Raw genomic sequence first — 18,640 nt, 5'->3', positions numbered from 1 at the left:
TCATGCGCCTCCGAAACAGATCAGGCGGTCGGCATCCTGCGCCGCGTCATGCAGTTGGCCGAGGCCGGACAATTCCCACGGTGCACCGACGGCAACAGCCTCGCGCTGATAACGCTTGGCCTCTTCTTCATCCAAGACACCACGACGCAGGGCGGCGGCGATGCACACTACGCCATCAAGTTGATGGTCGCTGACGAATGTGCGCCATTGCTTGGGCAAGTCCGGTTCATCCTGGGGTGTGACCACGCTGCCGGACGCGTTGTAGACGCCATCCTGGTAGAAAAACAGCCGGACAATCTCATGCCCGCCGGTCAGCGCCGCTTGGGCGAACAGTAAGGCGCGGCGCGAGGAGGGCGCATGGGCGGCGGAAAACACGGCGATGGCGAACTTCATGGTGCACTCGATCAGCGAAACTGCGGCCATGATAATGCTTTATCGGCGGGGCGGCTAAAACGATGTTGCCTGTTATGGCCCCTTCGCGAGCAAGCCCGCTCCCACATTGAACCGCGCCCTTCAGATAGAACTCGGTCGAATGTGGGAGCGGGCTTGCTCGCGAAGGCGGACTGACAGACAACACCAATGCCTGTTCTTGAGCAAACCCTATGGTTCTATCCCATACAAGTCGCAATACTCCAGCCAATCCATCCCGGCCATCTCCGCCACTTCCCGGTGCACTTCACGGCGCTGGGACTCATAGTCCTGTGGCGTGGCGGCCGTCAGTTGCAAGGTCAGTTCCCAGGCAAACAGGCCAAGGCGTTCGGCTTGCGCTTCAAAAGCTTCATGCAGGCGTTCCTCGCGGTATTGCGCCGGGGTTTCTCCCTTGGCCTGCGCCAGCAGCGGGTTGAGGTTGTCGAGGTCGTGGCGCAACTCGGGGCGTTCGTCGAGAAACCGCTTCAGTGCCTGTTCATGTTGCTGTTCGGTTGCCGCCATGGTCGCTCCTTGAGTGGGGATTACGAAGACTGCTTCTTGCTGGCCTTGGCCGCTGCTGCCAGGCATTCGAGGGCAAACTGTTCGGTATAGGTCATCTGGATCGGTGTGGTTTCGCCTTTGACGGTTCTTTCGCCGTTGAGGATGTAGCGAATCCGCTTGTCGGTGACACCGATTCGCTTGGCGATCCATGAAGGCGTCTGACCGATCTGGCTGATCAGCTTGTCGGCATATTCAGCGGTCGGTTTGTAAAACTCGGCATTGGGTGTCATCAGAATTCCAGTGATAGGCGCGATGCGGCGGTATTGGCGCGACAGGGTGCGCGAATCGTCGCGCGGTGTCGCGGTATAAATGCAGTAAAGCAGAACGATACGGGCTGCCGGGGTGATAAAGTCCGCTTTTTCCTGATGAGTGAATGCAATGCGATTTCTGATGGTGGCGCTGGCCGTGACGTTGCTGGCGGGATGCGCGGGCTCGGCGATGAACGATGCCCGCGCCAAGGCCCCGTACAAGACCCTGAACTCGGAAAAACCGGCAAAAGACGTCGCCCAGTGCGTGCAGTTTTCCTGGCAGGACGAGGCCGTGTTCGGTGTCGATGCCGCGGCGTATTTGCAGGCAGGCGAGAAGGGCGTCACGACGGTTTACACGCGTTCGGCAGAGTCTTTCGTCGACGTGACCACCGATGCTTCGGGCACGGCGTTGAGCTACTACGCGCAGAAGGACGATTTCGTGGCCAAGCGCCGGTTGGCGGCGTTGGCGACTTGCCTGTGATCTGAAAGCTTGATGCATTACCCCTGTGGGGATCAGTCGACATCAATGTTGACTGAAGGACCGCTTTCGCGAGCAAGCCCGCTCCCACATTGGTTTTGTGTCGAGTCAGTAAATCAGGCGCTTCTGGAAGAAGAAGTGCTTGTGGCCCGGCGGATAGTCGGCAATGTGCCCGATCTCGCTATAGCCGCATTTCTTGTAGAACTCCGGTGCCTGGAATTCAAAGGTGTCGAGCCACAGCCCGACGCAGCGCCGTTCCCGCGCCAGGTCCTCGGCCATCTGCATCAGCTTCGAGCCCATGCCCTGTCCCCGCGCCTGTTCCGGCACCACCAGCAAGTCAATGTACAGCCACTGGTAAAAAAATCGGCCATGCAGGCCGCCGAGGATTTCGTCGTTGTCGTCGCGCACCAGCAAGGCGATGTGCTCAGGCACGTTACCTTCGGCCTTCGAGCCGTTGTACGCGCGCAATGGCTTGAGGATCGCCTGGCGTTGTTCTTCCGTGGGGTTTTGCGACAGTTCGATACGCAGGTTCATGGCTATATCCATATGGCATTGAAGCCGCAGCCTATCCCGGTTGCAGCGATTGTTCCATCCCCGGAAAAGTTGAACCGCCGTCAACGCGCAGCTTGCTTGAGGGGGCAAGCGCTGTTCGTTTTCATTTAACATGTGGGCCCTCAGACAAGTAACAGGACGCGTTGTCATGTCGAACACAGCCGAGCGGGTCAACATCCTTGAGTCTCAGGTGTTGTCCCACGACTGGTACCTGCTCAGGAAAATCACCTTCGATTACCGCCGCAACAACGGCGAGTGGCAACGCCAGACGCGAGAGGTCTACGACCGTGGCAACGGCGCGGCGATTCTGTTGTACAACCGCGAAAAGAGAACCGTGGTACTGACCCGGCAATTTCGCCTGCCGGTGTTCGTCAATGGCCACGATGGGCTGTTGATCGAAGTGGCGGCGGGGCTGCTGGAAGGCGCGGCACCCGAAGACCGCATCCGCGATGAGGCGGAGGAAGAGACGGGTTACCGCGTGCACCACGTGCAGAAAGTGTTCGAGGCGTACATGAGCCCCGGTTCTGTGACGGAAAAATTGCACTTCTTCATCGCTGAATACGATGCGACCTCGAAAGTCAGCGACGGTGGTGGGCTGGAGGCGGAAACCGAGGAACTGGAAGTGCTGGAATGGCGTTTCGACGACGCGCTCGAAGCGTTTTACCGCGGCGAGATCTGCGACGCCAAGACCATCATGCTGCTGCAGTATGCGGCGATGAAAAATCTGTTCCCCCAAGCATGATCAAAAGCCTGGCAGGCGTGCCGTGCCGGGCCATTGCCCACCCTCCAGCGTCAGCAACAGCTCCTTCGCCTCAAGCCCTCCGGCAAACCCGGTCAGCTTGCCCGACGCGCCAATCACCCGGTGACACGGCGCCACGATCGATATCGGGTTCTTGCCATTCGCCGCGCCCACCGCCCTGACCGCTGCCGGGTTGCCGATCTGCTCGGCGATCTGGCTGTAGCTGCGGGTCTCACCGAACGGGATGGTCAGCAGCGCCGCCCAGACCTTCTTCTGAAATTCCGTGCCAGCAAAATCCAGTTCCAGTTCGAAGCGATCGCGGGTGCCGGAAAAATATTCGCCCAGCTGCGCAGCCGTGCGCACCAGGATCGGGTTGTCCGGCGCTTCGCGCATCGGTCCGAGGCGCACCCGATCGGGTTTGTCGTTTTCCCAGAGGATAGCCGCCAGTCGTGAACCGTTCGCGACCAGCTTCAACTGGCCGACAGGTGAAGCCACGGTGGTGCAGGTAAAGGTCATGCCAGGGCTCGCACGAAATTGCTGAACAGGCGTTAAGGATACTGTCTCGACGGGGAGGCGCAATACGTAATCCCGACCATACTTGGCTACGGCTTTTGAAGCGTTTTCCTACGAAATAACAAGAAGAGACCGAATCATGAAGTATGAACCTTTTGCCAAATCGCTGATTGCGACCTCATTGGCACTCAGCTGTCTGACTGCTCACGCCGCCTCCGTGGCCCCGGCTACGGGAGAAAACGGCATGGTGGTCACGGCCCAGCACCTGGCCAGCCACGTGGGCGTGGATGTGCTCAAGAACGGCGGCAATGCCGTGGATGCGGCGGTCGCGGTCGGCTATGCGCTGGCGGTGGTGTACCCCGCGGCTGGTAACCTCGGTGGCGGCGGTTTCATGACCATTCAACTGGCGGACGGGCGCAAGACCTTCCTCGACTTCCGTGAAAAAGCCCCGCTGGCCGCTACCGCCAACATGTACCTGGACAAGGAGGGCAACGTCGTTCCCGATTTGAGTACCCGTGGCCATCTGGCCGTAGGTGTGCCGGGCACCGTTTCGGGCATGGAACTGGCGCTGTCCAAGTACGGCACCAAGCCGCGCAAGGAAATCATCGCCCCGGCCATCAAGCTTGCGGAAGACGGTTTTCAACTGGAGCAGGGTGACGTCGATCTGCTGGACTACGCCACCGACATGTTCAAGAAGGACATGAAGGATTCAGGCTCGATCTTCCTCAGCAACGGTGAGCCGATGCAGGTCGGCCAGAAACTGGTGCAAAAGGACCTCGGCAAGACCCTGCGGGAAATCTCCGAGAAAGGCGCCGACGGTTTCTATAAGGGCTGGGTGGCCGACGCCATCGTCACCTCCAGCCAGGCCAACAAGGGCATCATCACCCAGGCCGACCTCGACAAATACAAGACCCGTGAACTGGCGCCCATCGAGTGCGACTACCGTGGCTATCACGTCGTTTCCGCACCGCCACCGAGCTCCGGCGGCGTGGTGATCTGCGAGATCATGAACATCCTCGAAGGCTATCCGATGAAGGATCTGGGCTACCACTCGGCCCAGGGCATGCACTATCAGATCGAGGCGATGCGCCACGCCTATGTGGACCGCAACAGCTACCTGGGCGACCCGGATTTCGTGAAGAACCCGATCGCCCACCTGCTGGATAAAAACTACGCAACCAAGCTTCGCGAAGCGATCAAGCCACAAAAAGCCGCGGTATCCAGCGAACTCAAGCCCGGCGTAGCGCCCCATGAAGGCAACAACACCACGCATTACTCCATCGTCGACAAATGGGGCAACGCAGTGTCGGTGACCTATACCCTCAACGACTGGTTCGGTGCCGGTGTGATGGCGAGCAAGACCGGGGTCATCCTCAACGATGAAATGGACGACTTCACCTCGAAAATCGGCGTGCCGAACATGTACGGCCTGGTGCAGGGCGAGGCCAACGCCATCGCGCCCGGCAAGGCGCCGCTGTCGTCCATGAGCCCGACCATCGTCACCAAGGACGGCAAAGTGGTGATGGTGGTCGGTACGCCGGGTGGCAGCCGCATCATCACCGCGACCTTGCTGACCATGCTCAACGTGATCGACTACGGCATGAACATCCAGGAAGCAGTGGATGCACCGCGTTTCCACCAGCAGTGGCTGCCGGAGGAAACCAACCTGGAAGCCTTCACCACCAGCCCGGACACGGTGAAAATCCTCGAAAGCTGGGGCCACAAGTTCGCCGGTCCCCAGGACGCCAACCACCTGGCGGCGATCCTCGTCGGCGCGCCGTCCCTGGGTGGCAAACCGGTGGGCAAGAACCGTTTCTACGGAGCGAACGACCCACGGCGTAACACCGGGTTGTCGTTGGGTTATTGAGGCTTGTATCCGCAAGGGGACGGGCTTATGTTCGTCCCCTGATTCCTCGACACATCAAGGAAGGAAATCATGACCACTGCGTTGTTAATCATCGACGTTCAGCAGGCTTTGTGTTCCGGTGAGTACGCGTGCTTCGAGATCGGGCGTGTCATCGATACGATCAACGACCTCTCGGCCCGGGCGCGCAAGGCCGGCGTTCCGGTGGTGCTGGTCCAGCACGAAGAAGCGGACAGTCCGCTGGTGCATGAAGCTGCCGGCTGGCAACTGGCCGAAGGGCTGGAAACCTCGCCCAAGGATCATCGCGTGCGCAAGACCACACAGGATTCGTTCTACCAGACCAACCTGCAAAAACTGTTGCCGGTGCAGGACTTCGAGCGCCTGGTCATCTGCGGACTGCAAACCGATTATTGCGTCAATGCCACCGTGCGCCAGGCCCTGAAACTGGGCTACGACGTGGTCCTGGCGGGCGACGCCCATTCCACCGTCGACAACGGCAATCTCAGCGCCGAAGACATCATTGCCGAACACAACAAGGACCTGAAGCGCCTGACCGGTTCCGTGGCGCGGATTGATGTGATACCGGCCAAGGATATTCAACTCTAATCCACCACATTTCCCTGTGGGAGCGAGCCTGCTCGCGATGGCGGCAGTCCATTCGACATCAGTGTTGACTGACCGGGCGCTATCGCGAGCAAGCTCACTCCCACAGTGATTTCAGTTGCTGGCAGATGTTGCGTACACCCACTAACCCTGTGGGAGCGAGCCTGCTAGCGATGGCGTCCTTACAGCCAGCATTGATGTTGGCTGATCCACCGCTTCGCGAGCAAGCTCGCTCCCACAGTGATTTCGGTTGCTGGCAGATTTTGCGTACACCCACCACCCCCTGTGGGAGCGAGCCTGCTCGCGATGGCGTCCTTACAGCCAGTATTGATATTGGCTGACCCACCGCTTCGCGAGCAGGCTCACTCCCACAGTGATTTCGGTTGCTGGCAGATTTTGCGTACACCCACCAACCCCTGTGGGAGCGAGCTTGCTCGCGAAAGCGTCGCTACAGTCAATATTGATGTTGACTGATACACCGCTTTCGCGAGCAAGCCCGCTCCCACAGGACCTACGGCGCTTCGAAAATCTCGATCAACTCATTCAGGAACGCACTCACCAGATCGCGCTGGCGAGACGAATGCCGCACCGCCGCATGAAAGCTCACCTCATAGCGCAGCAGGTCCGGATTCAGCGGGTGCAACTGTCCCAGCTGTTCATGGCGGGTCGCGTAGTGCTGCGGCAGAAACCCCAAATGCTGGCCTGACAGAATCAGCAGGGCCGCGCCGTCCATGCTGTCGGTGAGCACGGTCAGGCGTTCAATTGACGTGGGGGCCGGCATTTCCGGCAGCGGATGGCTCGGCCAGACCCAGTCGAACCCGCTGACATCTTCGCGGGTCAGTGCGCCGACTTGCCCGAACAACGGATGCGAGGGCGCGCAGTAGGCGATCTGGGTTTCCGGGAACAGCGGGAAATAATCGATGCTGGGCAAGCGGTGCCAGAAGTAACCGATGGCCAGGTCGATATGGCCGTTGATGATTTTCTCTTCCAGCAGGGACGACGACAGCTCGGTGAAATGGAAGTACAGCCCCTCGTGCCGAGCCCGCAAACGGGCAATGGCCAGGCCGATTTTCCTGTTCGCCACCGGATCGATTTGCCCCAGCAGGCCGATGTTGATGCTGCCCGAGACTTTGCGGTTGATGTGCTGCACCTCGACCCGAAAACCCTCGGCCGCCGCCAGCAAGCGTCGGGCCGCCTCGATGAACTGTGTGCCTTTGGGTGTTACGGAAAACCCGCCGCGCCCGCGCTCGCACAGGCGGAAACCGACCCGGGCTTCCAGCGTCGCCAACTGCGCGCTGATCGTGGGCTGCGTGGTGTTGAGGGCGGTTTGTGCCGCCGAAATGCCGCCGGCCTCAACGACGGTCAAAAATACCCGGATCAGACGCAGATCCAGCTCCGATACAGTTCCCAGCATGGGGGCTCCCGATTCTCGCTTACATAGATTTTGATCTATGTGAACAGTGTGCCTGCGATATTTTATTGCCCGAACTCACACCCTACATTGCCGTGAAACCAGCGTCATCGTCAGCTTTTTCTGGAGTTTCACCTGAACTGGACGTCGTAGCGAGCGCTGTACCCACAAAAACAACAAACAACAGCATAGGAACAATCGTATGTCAGGTTCCCCAGTGTCTGCGCGCGCCGCCGAGTCGAGTGGCGGGTTGGCCATCGAAGGCCACTCGATCGATTACATTCCGCAAAGCGAACGCCACGCCAAACTCAGCAGCCAGGGACCGTTCTGGTTTCTCGGCAATTTCCACTTCTTCACCATCTCCATCGGTTTTGTCGGCCCGAGCCTCGGTTTGTCGGCGTTGTGGACCATGCTCGCCGGTGCCCTGGGCATCATGTTCGGCACCATTTTCATGGCGTTCCACGGCTCCCAGGGCCCGGAAATGGGCCTGCCACAGATGATCCAGTCCCGCGCCCAGTTCGGTTATCGCGGGGTGATCCTGGCGTTGATGGCGACCATGTTTGTGTTCGTCGGTTTCAACGTGGTGAATATCTCGCTGATCATGAACGGCCTTGAGCATGTGTTCGGCATCGACCCGACCATCGTCGCCGTCGCGGTGGTGCTGATCGGTGCGCTGTTGTCGATCTACGGCCACGACCTGATGCACAAGGCCTTCAAGTGGGCCTTGCTGGCGACCTTGCCGCTGTACGCACTGGTGACCATCGCCTTGATGTTCGGTGCGGGTCAGGAAGGCGTCACGCCGGCGACCGATCTGGGCTTCAACTGGGTGGCCTTCGCCACGCTGTTCGCCATCGGTGCCAGTTACAACATTTCCTATGCACCCTACGTGTCTGACTATTCCCGTTACCTGCCGAAAAACACCAGCCGGGCGAAACTGATCGCCGCGGTGTTCATCGGCGCCTCGTTGTCCGGCAGCTGGATGATCGGCCTCGGCGCCTGGATGGCGCAGCAGTTGAAAGCAGCGGATGCGCTGGTGGCGTTGAATCAGGTCGGTTCCTCGATGGTGCCGGGGTTGGGCAATCTGCTGGTGATCGTCTCGGTGGCGGGCTTCCTGCCGATCATCGCGCTCAACACCTACAGCGCCATGCTGACGCTGCTGACCGGTGTCGACTCGATCAAAAAAATCACCCCGACTCCCCGCGCCCGCGTGCTGTCGATCAGTGTGATCAGCGTGATTCTGTTGACCTGCGTGCTGTCGATCAAAGGGGACGGTATCGCGCTGCTGAACACCTTCCTCGTGCTGTTGCTGTACTTCCTCGTACCGTGGACCGCCGTCAACCTGGTCGACTACTTCTTCGTGCGTAAGGGCCGCTATGCGATCCCGCATTTCTTCACACCGAAGGGCATCTACGGCGCCTGGCAATTTCGCGGCATTGCCTCGTACCTGATCGGCTTCGCCGCCATGGTGCCGTTCTTCTACATCTTCGATGCCGCCGCCGGCAAAGAGGTTTTCGTCGGCCCGCTGGCGCGGGTTCTCGAAGGCGTGGACATCGCCTGGCTGGTGGGCCTGGTGGTCTCGGGGCTGACCTATTACCTGCTCAGCCGCTCGATTGATCTGGCCGCCGAACGCCGGGTGATCGACGCGCTGAGCGAAAGCGACATCGTCGCCATGACCCACTCATCTGCGGAGGCAGGGCGTTGAACAGCGTAAAAAATACTGTGGTCGCCTGCTGCCAACTGGCACCGAAAATAGGTGACCTGGGCTACAACCGTACGCTCACCGAGCGCGCGATTCGTCAGGCGGCGTACCAGGGCGCGCAAATCGTAGTGCTGCCTGAGCTGGTGCAGAGCGGCTATCTGTTTGCCGACCGCGACGAAGCGCTGACCCTGGCGGAAACCACTGATGGCCCGACCTTGCAACTCTGGCAGGCCTTGGCCCGTGAGCTGAACCTGGTGATAGTCGGCGGATTCTGCGAGCGCCTGCCCGGTGATGAGCTGGCCAACAGCGCGGCGATGATCGATGCCCAAGGGTTGCGTGCGGTGTACCGCAAGGCGCATCTGTGGGACGCCGAAAAAGAAATCTTCAGCGCCGGCGATGCCGCGCCACCGGTGGTCGAGACGGTTCATGGGCGTCTCGGCATGCTGATTTGCTACGACCTGGAGTTTCCCGAGTGGGTGCGACTGCCGGCACTGGCCGGAGCCGATCTGTTGTGTGCGCCGGTCAACTGGCCCGACGGTCCGCGGCCGCAAACCGAGCGCCCGGCGGAAGTCTTGCGGGTGCAGGCCAATGCCTCGGTCAACCGCATGTTCATTGCAGCATGCGATCGCTATGGCCATGAACGCGGGGTCGGCTGGGTGCAAGGGTCGGTCATCGTCGATGCTGACGGTTACCCCTTGGCCGGTCCGGCGGAGCAGGGCGGCGAGCAAATCCTGCTGGCGACGCTGAACCTCGCCGAAGCGCGCAACAAGCGCATCAGCGCCCGCAACGACCTGCATCAGGACCGCAGACCACAGTTGTACGGATTGAACAGCAGTTTGTAACCGTTGATGTCACGGCGAACTGGACGCCATTCCCGAGCCTATGGCATCGTCGCGGCAACAGACCATGCAGTGAACGGGATCGCAAAAATGGAGGGGGCAAACCAGGTTGACGACAACAGGTCGCTGGCCACGCTGAAGGCGTTCAATCATTGCGTGTTGCACCTGGGGCGGCTGGCACGGGAAAGCGGGGCGTCGCGGTTCATCGCCGATGGCCTGCAAACATTCGCTCAACTGGTGCCCTTCACCTCTGCGTGGTGGGGCGAGATGTCGCCACCGAGCAACACCACCCCGCAAAGCTGGATGCACGGACGCATCAACCTGCCCGAATCCTTTGCCGCCGAATGGCAGCCGGTAGCGGCCAACGACAAATTCTCCCATACCACCTTGAATCAACCCGGCGAGGTGTTGCGCGACAGCGGTTTCAACGACCCCTGCGAAGCGGTCAACGACTTCGCCCGGCGTCACGACCTGTTTCATTTGATGTGCATCACCTTCGAACTGCCGGAAAGCGGCTTGATGTTCTTCGTCTGCCTCTACCGTGGTGAGCATGAGCAGGCATTCAACGAAACGGAAGGCGAGCTGTTTGCGGCTTACTGCGATCACCTGTTCCAGCTGTGGCGGTTTCAGGTGCAGGACATGATCCGCTTCGACACCGACAATGGTGCGAGCGACTTCGGGGTCGCGCGCATGGACGGCAGTCTGCTCTATGTCGGCGCCCGGTTGTGTGCCGCGATTCAGCGCGAACTGCCCGGCTGGCGCGGTTCGACACTGCCGGTCGAAGTCGTTGCGCAATTGTCCAAAGCCCCCTGTGTGATTCGTCTGGGCCGCTGCGCCCTGACCCTCAGCCCCAACGCCGAACACGTCATCCTTTCCCTCGAGGCACCGTCGGGCGGGGATGGCCTGGCACCACGGGAACGCACCGCAGCGATGCTGTTCGCCGCCGGCCATTCCTACAAAGAGATCGCCAAACTCCTCGCCCTGAGCCCCGCGACCGTGCGCACCTATTTGCGTAATTGCTACTTGCAGCTCGGTGTGAAAAGCAAGGTGGAGCTGGGCTCGGTCCTGCGTTCGCCGGGTGCGCTGGTGGAGTCCGTGCGCCGGGATTAATCCCCGCCGTTTCAATTATTTGCCTGACCCCTCCTCATTTGCAGAGGTCCATTCGAGCGTTGCGCCCTATAGGGTAGTCCCTGTCTATCAAGGGCTTGTGCAGTCGCTTCGGGCCGCTTCAAAACAATAAGAACAGGGGTGAGGCATTTGAGACTTTCCAGGTTGTTCATCGCCGTTGCGTCGACAACGGCATTTTCCTGCATGGCATTGGGCGCGACGCCCGCCGACACGGTCATGCGCAATGGCTACGTCTACACCGTCGATGGCCAGGATTCCGTGCAGCAGGCCATTGCCATTTCCGGCGGCAAGATTGTCTACGTGGGCAACGATGCCGGGGTCGACGCCTACATCGGCAAGCAAACACAACTGATCGACCTGGCCGGGCGCATGCTGATGCCGGGCTTCGTCGATGCCCACATGCACCCGGGGGACGGCGGTCGCGCCATGACCTTGTGCGATCTGAAGTACCAGGCGATGACCCGCAAGCAGTTCCAGGCGAGCATCCAGGCCTGTCTCGATGCCGACAAGGACAAGGGCCCGGATGTCTGGCTGGAAGTGGGCAGTTGGGATCGCATGGGCATGACCGGGCTCGACGGTGACCCCGACAAATCGACCCTGGATGCGCTCAAGACCAAACGGCCGATCCAGGTCCGCTCCACCGATTTTCATACCGTGCTGGCCAATTCCCGTGGCCTGGAAATGGCCGGCATCAACCAGCAGACCAAGGACCCCGAAGACGGCAAGTACCGACGTGACAGCGCCGGCAACCCGAACGGCATCTGCGAGGACGGAGCCGCCGAATCGATGGCCGCCGTGGTGCCGCCCGCCACCGACGCGGAAAAACTCAACCAGCTGCGAGCTGCCCTCGACGCCATGCGCCAACAGGGCATCACCAGTTTCTTCGACGCATTGTCCGGCCCGGAAAACGGCAAGGGCTTCAGCAGCCTGCAAAAGTCCGGTGAATTGACCGCCCGGGCCTTGCTGGCGATCAAACTCGACCCGGCCGCTGCGACTGCAGACCCGGCGAAAACCATCGCCGAGGCCAAGGCACTGGCCAATACCTACGACCAAGGCGAAGTGAAAGTCGCACCGGGTGTGAGCATGCGCCACGTCAAACTGTTCATGGACGGCATCATCAATGCCCCGGCGGACACCGGGGCCATGTTGACGCCGTACCTGCACAACAGCGGCACTGACAAGGCGCCGAAGTGGACACCGGGCAAAAACCTGGGCGAACTGTACTTCCCGCCGCAAGTGCTCAATCCGTTGTTGCTGGAGGCGGTCAAGGCCGGGTTCGATCCGCACCTGCATGCCACCGGCGAGCGCGCGGTGCGGGATGCACTGGACAGCGTTGCCTACGTGCGCGAGCAACTGCCGGGCAATCATTTCCGCCCGGCCATCGCTCACGCCGAGTCTGTCGATCCGGCTGACTATTCGCGCTTCAAGGCACTGGACGTCACGGCCACCATGTCGTTCCAGTGGGCACAGCAGGCACCGTCCACGGTCGACGGCACCAGCGATCACCTCGGTGCCGAGCGATTCGAGCGCATGGAACCCTCGGGCAGCATCGCCCGTGCCGGCGGCCGGGTGGCGTTTGGCAGCGATTGGCCGGTCGATCCGCTGGATGAGTTCCTCGCCTTGAAGGTCGGCGTTACCCGCTCCGGCGACCCCAGCAACCCGCACAGCTATGGCCCCAAGTACGCCGGGCGACTCAACGCCGATCCGGCGCTGTCGCGAGCCGAAGTGCTGCGCAGCATCACCCTCAATGCCGCCGAACAGCTGAAGCTGGACGCGGTGGTGGGTTCGGTCGAAGTCGGCAAGTTCGCTGACCTGATCGTGCTGGACAAGAACTTCATGCAGGTGCCCGAGGAGGAACTGGGTCGCAACGACGTGCTGCTGACGCTGGTCGGCGGCAAGGTCGTGTGGGCCAAGGCGCCGTTCATGGGGCTTGCGCCACAGGTAGTTTCCCAAGCTGTTACTTCCCGATCCGCCCCATAAAAATTAGAGAGCGTTCCGATGCGATTGATTCCAAACCTGTTGGCCGCCGCGCTGGCGTTATCGTCGGTGCAAGCGATGGCCGCCGCCGACCTGGTGTTGTTCAACGGCAAGGTCTTTACCGCCGAACCCGGCCAGGCGCTGGTACAGGCTGTTGCGGTGCAAGACGGCAAGATTCTGAAAGTGGGCAGTAATGCCGAAATCAACGCCCTGGCCGATGCCGGGACCCGGCGTATCGACCTGGCGGGCAAGGTGTTGATGCCAGGCATGATCGACACCCACAGCCACCCGGTCGTGGGCGCTTTCGACAGCATGAAAGCCAATCTGCTGGACGAGGTCAAACCCTTGCCGGAACTGGAGCAATGGTTGATCGAAGAGGACAAGGCCGGCCGTGCCCGGGCCGGTGATGTGATCAGCGTGGCCGGGGTCAGTTCGGCCTATTGGGAGAAAAGCCGTGAACTGGGCAAGGTGTTCAATCAGGGGCGTTGGGCCGATCAGCCCATCGTATTCAGCGGCATCGACGGCCACACCGGTTGGGCCAACAACGCGATGCTCAAGCGTCTGAATATCGACGCAGCACTGGTCAAAAGCCTGCCGGAAAAAGAGCGCGGTTATATCGGGCATGAACAGGACTTCACGCCTAACGGTTACTTTGCCGAATCCCGCTGGGACGTGGTGCGCAGCGGGATCCCCGCGCCCAGCCCGGAGACCATGCTCAAGGCCGCTCGCGAGGCGGTGAGGGTCAACAATCAATACGGCATCACCGCCTGGATGGATGCTGCGGCGAACGGTGGCAGTGAGGATTCGCTATTCGATTTCAAGGCCACCACGGAAAGTGTCGGCGTGCTGCCGCTGTACAAGGCGCTGGCGCAGAACGGTGAACTCAGTGCTCACGTCGCGGCATTGATGGTCACCAATCCGAAGAGCCGCCCGGCCGATCTGGAAGTGATCGCCACGGTGATGAAGCAGTTCGAAGGCGTTCCCAACCTGACGTTCCCCGGCATCAAGGTGTTCACCGACGGCATTCTCGAATTTCCGGGGCAGACCGCCGCGGTCATCGTACCGTTCAAGAACAGCCACAAGAATGGTCAGCTGCTGATCGACCCGGCGCACTTTGGTGAGCTGGTGGTGGCGGCGGAAAAACGCGGCTGGATCGTGCACATGCACGCGGTCGGCGACCGCGCGGTGCGTGAGTCGCTCAATGGCGTGGCCTATGCGCGCAAGCTCGACCCGACGCCGGTGCCGCACAGCATCGCTCACCTGCAATTGGTCAATCCCAAGGAATTTGCGCGCTTCAAGCAACTGGGGGTGATCGCCTCCATGCAACTGCTGTGGGCCACCGGCGAGACCTACACAGTCGAACTGGTCAAACCCTACATCAGCGCTTTCGCCTACGGTTACCAGTATCCTGCCCGGTCGCTGCATGACGCCGGCGCGGTGATTGCCGGCGGCAGCGACTGGCCGGTGTCCAGCCCCAATCCGTTCAACGCCATTGCCCAGGCCAGCACGCGCAAAGGGCCGCTGGGTGTGCTCAATGCCAAGGAGAGCATCGACCGCCAGACCATGTTCTACGCCTACACCCTCAACGCCGCCAAAACCCTGCGCCTGGAGCAGCAGATCGGTTCGCTGGCACCGGGCAAGCAGGCTGACCTGATCATCCTCGACCGCGATGTGTTCAAGGTCAGCGATGACGACCTGTTCGAGACCAAAGTCCTGAACACCTTCTTCGCCGGCAAGCAGGTCTACGCGCCCGCGTCCTGACCTGCGTTCAACCGCACTGCCTGAAAACTGCCAGGCCCCTCGCATTGCGACGGGCCTGGCAGCGCCGTGGCTGAAATTCCCCGTACCCCCATAAAAACAAGAGAAGCGCATGAACGCACTTTCAGCTTTGACCCTCGCAGCACTGGCATTGGCGCCTTTGACCAGCCAGGCCCTGGCCCTCAACGATGACTTCAGCCTGGACATGACCCTGGGCGTCGTCAGCGACTACCGTAGCCGCGGCATCTCGCAGACCCTGGGCGATCCGGCGGCCCAGGCCGGCGCAACATTGCTGCACAGCAGCGGCCTGTACATTGGCGCCTGGACCTCCAATGTGGACTTCGGTGGCGGCTTCGATACCCGGCAGGAACTTGAGTACTACGCCGGGTACTACTGGCAGGCGACGGACGCGATCAGCCTCGATCTGGGCTACATCAAGTACGACTACCCGAAAAATTCCGAATTCAACCTGAGTGAGATCTACGCCATTCTCGACGTCTATGGCGTGAAGCTCGGCGCCTATTACTCGAAGGACACACCGAACGTTTTCGGTGAAGACCAGGACACCCTCTACACCTACGTCGGCTACAAGTTCACGCTGCCGGCCGAGGTCGGCCTGGAGCTGCGGGTGGGGCGCAACGATGTGAAAGACCCGGCCTTCTGGTCCGCCAACGGCGACAACCGCGAGGCTTACTACGAGTGGGAAGCCAAGCTGACCCGCGACTTCGTCGGCGTGACCTGGGGCCTGAGTTATGTCGACACCGACCTGACGAAAAGCGAGTGCAGTGGCTGGTATGGCTATGACGATCTGTGCTCGGCCACGGTGGTGGCGAGCGCCACCAAGACCTTCTAAGTTCTATCCCTGATAACAAAAACAGTTCCTCAAAGGAAACACCGTCATGAGTGTGCAACGAAGTCCCCTGATCGAAACCCGCTCGATTGATTYCATTCCCGAGGCTGAGCGTCATGGCAGTCTCTATAGCCAATTCACCCTGTGGCTTGGCGCCAACCTGCAGATCACCGCCATCGTCACCGGCGCCCTGGCCGTCGTACTCGGCGGCGATGTGTTCTGGTCACTGATCGGCTTGCTGATCGGTCAGCTATTCGGCGGTGCCGTGGTGGCGCTGCATGCGGCGCAAGGGCCGAAGCTCGGCCTGCCGCAGATGATCTCCAGCCGAGTGCAGTTCGGGGTGTATGGCGCGGCGATCCCGATTGTTTTGGTGTGCCTGATGTACCTCGGTTTCAGCGCCACCGGCGCGGTGCTGTCGGGGCAGGCGATTGCGCAGTTGATCAGCGTCAGTGACAGCGCCGGCATCCTGATTTTCGCGGCGTGCATCGCATTCCTGACGATCTTCGGCTATCGGGTGATTCACCTGGTCGGGCGGGTGGCCAGCGTGCTGGGCATCATCGCTTTCGCCTACCTGTTCACCCGTTTGATGACCCTCAACGATATCGGCCTGCTGCTCGACAATCGTCATTTTGGCTGGAGCACCTTCCTGCTGGCGGTGTCGCTCTCGGCGTCCTGGCAGATCGCGTTCGGTCCTTATGTGGCGGATTACTCGCGTTATCTGCCGAGCAAGACTTCATCGTGGAAAACCTTTGCTGCCGTGGGTCTGGGCACGGTGCTGGGGGCTCAGGCTTCGATGGTGCTGGGGGTGTTCGCCGCCGCGTTGGCCGGGGCGAATTTCCGTGGGCACGAAGTGGCGACCATTGTCGGCCTGGGCAGTACCGGGGTGATCGCGTCCTTGCTGTACCTGAGCATTGTGTTCGGCAAGGTCACGGTGTCGACCCTCAACGCCTACGGCAGTTTCATGTGCGTGGCGACCATCCTCAGCGGTTTCTGCCGTCGCCTGGAAATCACCGCCCGCCAACGCATGCTGTTTGTGCTGCTGATCGTCGCGGCATCCACCACGCTGGCATTGCTGGGGCAGTACTCGTTCCTCAACTCGTTCAAGTACTTCATCCTGTTTTTGCTGACGTTCTTCACTCCGTGGAGCGCGATCAACCTGGTGGATTACTACTTCATCAACAAGGAGCGTTACGACGTCCCGGCACTGTCCGACCCGGCAGGGCGCTACGGTCGCTGGAACGTGCTGGGGATCAGCGTCTATGTGATCGGCGTGTTGATCCAGTTGCCCTTTGTCGACACCCATTTCTACTCCGGGCCGATGGTCGCGCAACTGGGCGGTGTGGATATTTCGTGGATCGTCGGGTTGTTGGTGCCGGGGGTGATTTATTACGCGCTGGCGAAGCCGTCGATGAGTGCCGTGGTGGTTGAGCGGGGTTAACACCGGAAAAGCGGCGAGCTTTTGTGGCGAGGGGGCTTGTCGGAACGCCGCACCGCCCCCTCGCCACAGGTTCGGTGTCAGGCGTGATTAACGTGCTGGCAGGCTCCAACGCTCACGCAATTGCTCGTACTGCGTTTCGGGCAATTGCACCAGCACCGGGGATTTGCCCGGGTCGATCCAGTTGAACAGCTGGGCGATATCCGCCGGGTCCATGGCCGTACAACCACGGGTCGGTGCCGTGGGGCCGCGCCAGATGTGAAAGAAAATGCACGAGCCGGCAGTGGGGGTAGCCGGGGTGTTGTGCTGGATGAAAATGCCTTGGCGGTACAAGTCATCGTTGCGGCGCATGCGTTCGGAACTGGTCCAGTCCTTGGCGACCAGCGTGCCGTCCACCAACTCGTTGTAGCGAGCCGACTGGCTGTCATCCACGCATTCGATGGTCGGCGTCAGCGGCAAGTAGGGCAGGCGAGTGTCGGCCGAAGGCGCGTAGCCAAACKCGGTGCCCAGCTTGAACATGCCGGCCGGGGCCTTGCCGTCGCCCTCCTGTTTCACCGGTCCTTCAGGTTGCCTGATGTCGAGCAACCCTTTGCCCCAGCCCATGCCGTTTTTGCCGAGCACCACCGCAAACGGCGCTTCGAATTTTTCAAAGGTTTTGCCGTGCCGCTCATAGCGCTGAGCAGTGGCTTGAATGTCATCCCAGTTTTTACTGGTAACCACGATCAGCTGATCGCTGCCGTCGAGTCCTTGGGCCATCGCAACCCATGGAAAAAACAGCAGCAACAGGGTTTTGAGCAGATTGTTCATGGCGCCAACGGCGTAATGGGGAAGTCCATGACGTCCGGCTTCTGCGTATTCCCGCTATACGTGAAGTGCCACCACTCGGCCGAATAACCGCTGAAACCTTCTTTTTCCATCGCGCTGTTGAGTCGCTGGCGATTGGCTTTGGCCGTGGCATTGATCAGCGCCGAATCGGTGTGTGCCCGTTCATCGAAGCAATCGAAACCGGTGCCCATGTCGAGCGCGCCGTCGTGCCAGCGCTGGCCGTAAGGGGCGGTGCAATCCACCGGCGTGGCCGAAGGTGTCCAGGTGTCGGCGGGCAGGGCGTCGGGGCCGGTCAGGGTCAGGTCGACGGTATTGCCCCGGGAATGATTGGACACCCGGGCCACGTAACCCAGGCGCCAGAAGTCCTGCTTGTCGACCCGTGGATAGAATTCGGTCTTGAGCGGGTCGCCGGGCTCGGTGGCGAAGCGGCCCATGTCCGCCACCGCACGCTTGGGTCGATAGCAGTCGAATACCTTCAAACCGTAACCCTCGGCTTTCAGCGCCGTTTGCACTCGGGCCAGGGCTTTGGCGGCGTCCTCGGACAACAGGCACTCCGGCGCCTGATAACCGTCAAGCGGATGCCCGGTGAAATTGTGCGCGCTGGCGTAGCGGATGTCCTGTTCGATGCCCGGGTCGACCGAACGCAGATACACCATGTGCCCGGGTTTCGGCTCGTCGGCCATGCACGGCAGGGCCAGGCTCAGGCACAGCAACAACAGACAGGGTGAACGAGACATCGGGAGCGGCTCCAT

General features: G+C 60.9%; 19 protein-coding genes. 11 read left to right on the top strand and 8 right to left on the bottom strand.

Features of this window, described 5'->3' with window-relative positions; translation table 11 throughout:
* From tusD to AB4Z35_RS23390, 3 genes are all read right to left on the bottom strand, one after another.
* Positions 1-393 (bottom strand): sulfurtransferase complex subunit TusD, encoded by a 393-nt coding sequence (tusD, locus tag AB4Z35_RS23400; RefSeq protein WP_442099693.1) that lies wholly within the window; start codon positions 391-393, stop codon positions 1-3.
* 207 nt (positions 394-600) lie between these two features.
* Entirely contained in the window at positions 601-930 is a 330-nt protein-coding gene (locus AB4Z35_RS23395) for a DUF6388 family protein (protein ID WP_108230654.1), read from the bottom strand.
* Between the two features lie 20 nt (positions 931-950).
* Positions 951-1,199, bottom strand: a complete 249-nt coding sequence (locus AB4Z35_RS23390) for a hypothetical protein (RefSeq protein ID WP_008000820.1) — start codon at positions 1,197-1,199, stop codon at positions 951-953.
* A gap of 148 nt (positions 1,200-1,347) precedes the next feature.
* Here AB4Z35_RS23390 and AB4Z35_RS23385 point away from each other — a divergent pair, with 148 nt between their 5' ends.
* Positions 1,348-1,698: a hypothetical protein gene (locus tag AB4Z35_RS23385; RefSeq protein ID WP_442099680.1), complete on the top strand. Its 351-nt coding sequence runs from the start codon at positions 1,348-1,350 to the stop codon at positions 1,696-1,698.
* A gap of 105 nt (positions 1,699-1,803) precedes the next feature.
* On the opposite strand, the gene AB4Z35_RS23380 is transcribed toward AB4Z35_RS23385, so the two are convergent.
* Entirely contained in the window at positions 1,804-2,229 is a 426-nt protein-coding gene (locus AB4Z35_RS23380) for a GNAT family N-acetyltransferase (protein ID WP_033052504.1), read from the bottom strand.
* A gap of 166 nt (positions 2,230-2,395) precedes the next feature.
* Between AB4Z35_RS23380 and AB4Z35_RS23375 the strand changes: the two genes are divergently transcribed.
* On the top strand, positions 2,396-2,989 hold the full coding sequence (locus AB4Z35_RS23375) for an NUDIX domain-containing protein (protein ID WP_442099678.1): 594 nt from the start codon (positions 2,396-2,398) through the stop codon (positions 2,987-2,989).
* Here the strand turns inward: AB4Z35_RS23375 and AB4Z35_RS23370 are convergent, their stop codons facing one another.
* Positions 2,990-3,502 carry a methylated-DNA--[protein]-cysteine S-methyltransferase gene (locus tag AB4Z35_RS23370; protein ID WP_442099676.1) on the bottom strand — a complete coding sequence of 171 codons (513 nt, stop codon included), beginning with the start codon at positions 3,500-3,502 and terminating at the stop codon, positions 2,990-2,992.
* Between the two features lie 136 nt (positions 3,503-3,638).
* Here AB4Z35_RS23370 and ggt point away from each other — a divergent pair, with 136 nt between their 5' ends.
* Positions 3,639-5,366 carry a gamma-glutamyltransferase gene (gene ggt / locus AB4Z35_RS23365; RefSeq protein ID WP_442099674.1) on the top strand — a complete coding sequence of 576 codons (1,728 nt, stop codon included), beginning with the start codon at positions 3,639-3,641 and terminating at the stop codon, positions 5,364-5,366.
* A gap of 69 nt (positions 5,367-5,435) precedes the next feature.
* Entirely contained in the window at positions 5,436-5,969 is a 534-nt protein-coding gene (locus AB4Z35_RS23360) for a cysteine hydrolase family protein (protein WP_442099672.1), read from the top strand.
* Positions 5,970-6,477: 508 nt separating this feature from the next.
* On the opposite strand, the gene AB4Z35_RS23355 is transcribed toward AB4Z35_RS23360, so the two are convergent.
* Positions 6,478-7,380: a LysR family transcriptional regulator gene (locus tag AB4Z35_RS23355; RefSeq protein WP_442099671.1), complete on the bottom strand. Its 903-nt coding sequence runs from the start codon at positions 7,378-7,380 to the stop codon at positions 6,478-6,480.
* 199 nt (positions 7,381-7,579) lie between these two features.
* Between AB4Z35_RS23355 and AB4Z35_RS23350 the strand changes: the two genes are divergently transcribed.
* The 7 genes from AB4Z35_RS23350 (at position 7,580) to AB4Z35_RS23320 (ending at position 17,066) form a co-directional block, all read left to right on the top strand.
* Positions 7,580-9,079: a purine-cytosine permease family protein gene (locus tag AB4Z35_RS23350; protein WP_442099669.1), complete on the top strand. Its 1,500-nt coding sequence runs from the start codon at positions 7,580-7,582 to the stop codon at positions 9,077-9,079.
* Complete coding sequence (locus AB4Z35_RS23345; RefSeq protein ID WP_442099667.1) at positions 9,076-9,918, top strand: nitrilase family protein; 843 nt, start codon at positions 9,076-9,078, stop codon at positions 9,916-9,918. The genes AB4Z35_RS23350 and AB4Z35_RS23345 overlap by 4 nt, the downstream gene beginning before the upstream one ends.
* An 87-nt stretch (positions 9,919-10,005) precedes the next feature.
* Positions 10,006-11,025: a helix-turn-helix transcriptional regulator gene (locus AB4Z35_RS23340; RefSeq protein ID WP_442099665.1), complete on the top strand. Its 1,020-nt coding sequence runs from the start codon at positions 10,006-10,008 to the stop codon at positions 11,023-11,025.
* Positions 11,026-11,226: 201 nt separating this feature from the next.
* Positions 11,227-13,023, top strand: coding sequence for an amidohydrolase (locus AB4Z35_RS23335; RefSeq protein ID WP_442099663.1), 1,797 nt, complete (start codon positions 11,227-11,229; stop codon positions 13,021-13,023).
* A gap of 18 nt (positions 13,024-13,041) precedes the next feature.
* On the top strand, positions 13,042-14,781 hold the full coding sequence (locus AB4Z35_RS23330; protein ID WP_442099662.1) for an amidohydrolase: 1,740 nt from the start codon (positions 13,042-13,044) through the stop codon (positions 14,779-14,781).
* A gap of 109 nt (positions 14,782-14,890) precedes the next feature.
* A complete protein-coding gene (locus AB4Z35_RS23325) occupies positions 14,891-15,631 on the top strand; it encodes a TorF family putative porin (RefSeq protein WP_442099660.1) in 741 nt (246 codons plus the stop codon).
* Between the two features lie 46 nt (positions 15,632-15,677).
* Positions 15,678-17,066 (top strand): purine-cytosine permease family protein, encoded by a 1,389-nt coding sequence (locus AB4Z35_RS23320; RefSeq protein ID WP_442099658.1) that lies wholly within the window; start codon positions 15,678-15,680, stop codon positions 17,064-17,066.
* Positions 17,067-17,153: 87 nt separating this feature from the next.
* On the opposite strand, the gene AB4Z35_RS23315 is transcribed toward AB4Z35_RS23320, so the two are convergent.
* Together AB4Z35_RS23315 and AB4Z35_RS23310 are read right to left on the bottom strand one after the other, a co-directional pair.
* Entirely contained in the window at positions 17,154-17,870 is a 717-nt protein-coding gene (locus tag AB4Z35_RS23315) for a L,D-transpeptidase family protein (protein ID WP_442099656.1), read from the bottom strand.
* A complete protein-coding gene (locus AB4Z35_RS23310; protein ID WP_442099655.1) occupies positions 17,867-18,625 on the bottom strand; it encodes a M15 family metallopeptidase in 759 nt (252 codons plus the stop codon). The genes AB4Z35_RS23315 and AB4Z35_RS23310 overlap by 4 nt, the downstream gene beginning before the upstream one ends.
* Positions 18,626-18,640 lie beyond the last annotated feature (15 nt).

This window comes from Pseudomonas sp. KB_15 (genome assembly GCF_052114525.1).
In the GTDB taxonomy this organism is placed as follows: Bacteria; Pseudomonadota; Gammaproteobacteria; order Pseudomonadales; family Pseudomonadaceae; genus Aquipseudomonas.
This window is presented reverse-complemented; position numbering and strand designations above follow the sequence as displayed.